The 3,567-nt window shown below is 41.9% G+C and carries 3 protein-coding genes, 2 pseudogenes and 1 riboswitch; all 5 genes and pseudogenes read right to left on the bottom strand.

The features are described from left to right. Positions 1-142: 142 nt before the first annotated feature. A pseudogene (locus tag PN470_RS03800) lies at positions 143-307 on the bottom strand (P-loop NTPase fold protein); the annotation flags it as partial. Between the two features lie 64 nt (positions 308-371). Next, positions 372-1,076, bottom strand: coding sequence for a precorrin-2 C(20)-methyltransferase (cobI, locus tag PN470_RS03795; protein ID WP_002755704.1), 705 nt, complete (start codon positions 1,074-1,076; stop codon positions 372-374). Further along, positions 1,073-1,699 carry a precorrin-8X methylmutase gene (locus PN470_RS03790; RefSeq protein WP_272103716.1) on the bottom strand — a complete coding sequence of 209 codons (627 nt, stop codon included), beginning with the start codon at positions 1,697-1,699 and terminating at the stop codon, positions 1,073-1,075. The genes cobI and PN470_RS03790 overlap by 4 nt, the downstream gene beginning before the upstream one ends. Continuing rightward, positions 1,686-3,125: a precorrin-3B synthase gene (gene cobG / locus PN470_RS03785; protein ID WP_271935028.1), complete on the bottom strand. Its 1,440-nt coding sequence runs from the start codon at positions 3,123-3,125 to the stop codon at positions 1,686-1,688. The genes PN470_RS03790 and cobG overlap by 14 nt, the downstream gene beginning before the upstream one ends. A gap of 57 nt (positions 3,126-3,182) precedes the next feature. Further along, positions 3,183-3,341, bottom strand: a riboswitch (cobalamin riboswitch). Beyond that, positions 3,312-3,567: pseudogene (locus PN470_RS03780) on the bottom strand (DUF3782 domain-containing protein); the annotation flags it as partial. (Overlaps the previous riboswitch by 30 nt.)

The following is a 3,567-nucleotide window of genomic DNA, read 5'->3' as shown; positions in this document are numbered from 1 at the left end:
TAATAATGATTCCTAGTAAGCTCGCTCCTATCCCTAATTCTTTCGTTAGCTTTTTGCCTAGAATCGCTCGATCTATTTCTAGCGAGAGAAGCCAGAAGCCTTTGTTGGCAAATTTTCTAGCTCGCTTGTCCCCCTGTCAGAAAATCAACACCACTGACGGATCATCAGCAATCATCAAGTTAATCGCTTGCATCAACTCTGCTGATTTTGGATGTTTACAGCGATCTAAATCGTCAATAAATACATATACTCGATCATTCCCAATATAGGCATCGACAATTTTAGCAAAATCTTCATGAAATTCTTCCTATCATCTAAACCCGATAGGTTTTGTCAGGTAGGGGATAGAAGATTTAACTATGTCTATAGAATTATTGGAGTTTAGTTTTACTAGGAATCAGAATTAATGACCAGTAGGTGACAGCCTCTGGATCGATTTCGGTAATCGGAATAATTTGCTGATTGGGTAAGGTTGCTCGTTCGATGTAGAGGGCGCGTTCTAATAATCCTAATTCCTCGAGAATATCACGAACTTTAGCGAAATGTCTGCCTAATTTAATAATCGCTGCTGCATCGATAAATGCTAGGCGATCCCGCAATATTTCCGCCTCTAAAGTAGCGGGCATGATACTAAATACGTCATTTCGATAAGTGATAGGTACACCCAGCATTGCTGCACTTGCCATCACTGAAGAAATACCCGGCACGACTTCAATGGAAAAGCGATCGCACAAGCGATTAAAGATATACATAAATGTGCCATACAACATCGGATCGCCCACACATAAAACTGCCACATCTCGGCCTAAGTTTAACTGTTCGGCGATATTTTCGGCGGCAATATCATAATGAGGTTGAGAACTGCGCTCGACACTAAAAGGTAAAGGCATGGGAATTTCTATCTGCTCGGGACGGATAAAATCCGAAACAATTGCCCGTGCCAAAACTTTGCCACTTTCTAAGGTAGGATAGGCAATTACCGGAACAGTTGTGAGAATCCGGTGTGCTTTTAGCGTCAACAATTCGGGGTCACCAGGACCGATTCCTAATCCATAAAGTTTGCCTAATTTATTCATAATTCGTTCTCTTTTGCTAAAGCATTGACTGCTGCTGCTGCGATTGCGCTGCCGCCCCTACGTCCGTGCAGGGTAATAAATGGCACGCCACGACTATTAGTTGCTAATTCTATTTTCGACTCTGCCGCTCCTACAAATCCCACGGGAAAGCCTAAAATCAAAGCTGGTTTATCTACATTTTGATCGAGCAATTCTAGTAGGTGAAAAAGTGCGGTTGGTGCATTACCAATGGCTACCACTGCTCCAGCTAAATGAGGTTGCCAAAGTTCTAAAGCGGCAGCGGAGCGGGTATTATTAATTTGCCGTGCTAACTCGGTCACTTCTGGATAATTGAGGGTACAAATAATCGGATTATTTTTAGGTAAACGGGCTTTGGTAATGCCATTAGCGACCATTTGAGAATCACAGAGAATTGCTGCCCCCCCAGCGAGGGCATTTCGTCCGATTTTAACCGCGTCCGGTGATGCTTCTAAATCTTCTGTTATGTCTGTCATCCCGCAGGAATGAATTAGACGAACCGCCACAGAAGCTAAATCATCGGGGAGATTTTCCCAGTTAGTTTCAGCCCGAATAATAGCAAAAGATTTGCGGTAAATTTCCTCACCATTCTTAATGTATTCCATTCTGTTCATCTAAATTTTTCGATTTTTGGGAGCTTAAAATTTGGGCTATGAGCGGGGGAATCTTGGTAAATTCTCCCTCAAATATGGGTGTTTCTAAGAACTTTTGACTATCACCCACATAGACTTGATAAGCTTCTAGTATTTGGCCATTTTCCTCGATGGTAGTTCCTAAAAGGGTAATTTCGGCAGGACCTGGTTGAGCGCAGGATTTAGCACAACCTGTCAAGTGAATATTAACAGGAGAATTGCAGGTTAAGTGTTTCTGCAAATAATCTGCCAGGAGAGAACCATGAATTTGAGTTGCAGTGGCCGCTGCCGCACAACCTGGTTTACCGCTACAGGCAACTATCCCCGCATCCCATCCAAGAGAAGCGGATAATCCTAGTGATGCCAGTTTTGGCAACAATTCTGACACTTTTTCATCGGGAATATCGGGTAATATAACAGTCTGCCAAGGGGTTAATCGTAACTGACCACTGCCAAAAGTTTCTGATAGTGCCGCTAATCCCCATAGTTGATTAGCCGTCAATTGTCCTAATCTTAATGATAGGCCAATATAAGATAATCCGGGTTGCTTTTGAGGATGAATTCCCAGATGAAAATAGGGTTGAGTAGAATGGGCAGTTTGCTGGCATTCTTGCCAGTCTATTATTCCAGTATAATTCCGATGTAATTGGGAGTTAACTTGTTCGAGATATTTTGTCAATCCCCAATCTTTGATTAGGTGTTTCATCCGAGGTTTTTTCCCCTTGATCTTAGGGGTTTGTTGAACATAATCGAGATAAACCTTTACTAGAGTTTTGACCACAGATAAACAGTTTTCTGGCTCAATTAATAAGTCCGTGTCATATAATTGTTTATCTCCTCCAAGTGCTAATCGAAAGCAAACAATAGAAGTTAAATTTGTCGGATTATTGAGGGCAATTGCTGATAGATGAATCTCGTTATAGCGGTGTTGCCAGGCCATAGTTGAACTGGTGCCAATTCCCACTGCACCGCCGCCATCGATCCCGATACTAAATTTAGGACTTAGTGGGGCAATTGATGGATAATTTTGGATAAAATTATCTAATTCTTGGACTAATGGACGAGTATCGATCAATTCTTGGCAGTCAATTCCAGCCGTGGGACTAGACATGATATTACGCAGATGATCGATACTGGGATTATGGGCAGCTAACCCTAATTTTTGCAGGGTTTGAAATTCTTCTAAACTGGGGGATTTTTGCAGTCCGCGAATTTGCAGATTTGCCCGATTGGTAACTTGTACTGTACTCTGCCATTGTTCGAGCCAAGTGGCGATCGCTTTTCCCTGTGGAGAATTGAGCCATCCACCGGGGGTGCGGAGACGAATTAAAAACCCATCTTGGGCAGCAGTGCCATAAAATAAACCGGGACAAGCATTTGCTTTAACTAACCAATTCACCGTTGTTTGTTCTCCATGCGACGCAGAGAAGTAGTTAGAAAATTAGTTGTCTATACTACCAATCAAAAGCTTGTAATTGGTATTCTGACTCGCAAGGAAAAAGGGAAGATGTACTCTTTTTACTTTTTACTTGATTACAGCTGCGGCACAGTACCAGAATTGCACTGGACTTTCCCAAAGACAAGTTTAAGGATCATACCACGTTTTTGGTTGAAAATCAGTATCGTTAAGAATCGCTACATTTTCCCCCCTTTGTGCTAAGACAAATAAACCTTGACGATAAGCATATTTATCCGCTCCTTCTTCGATTTCAATGCCTGCTACTGCCCCATATAATTGTTTGTGGTTATATTCGGGAAAAAATTGCCTAAATTCTGTTAGATTCTTGATTAATTCTTTGACATCATCTACACTTAAACTACTTTTGACTTCCACTACCAGC

Source organism: Microcystis sp. CS-574 (genome assembly GCF_028329095.1).
GTDB classification, from domain to species: Bacteria; Cyanobacteriota; Cyanobacteriia; order Cyanobacteriales; family Microcystaceae; genus Microcystis; species Microcystis ichthyoblabe_A.
Note: the sequence above shows the minus strand (reverse complement) of the source record. Positions and strands in the feature narration are given on the sequence as shown.

Excerpts from the sequence above, each read along its gene's own strand:
- cobI (WP_002755704.1), bottom strand. The coding sequence starts at position 1,076 with ATGAATAAATTAGGCAAACTTTATGGATTAGGAATCGGTCCTGGTGAC.
- PN470_RS03790 (WP_272103716.1), bottom strand. The coding sequence starts at position 1,699 with ATGGAATACATTAAGAATGGTGAGGAAATTTACCGCAAATCTTTTGCT.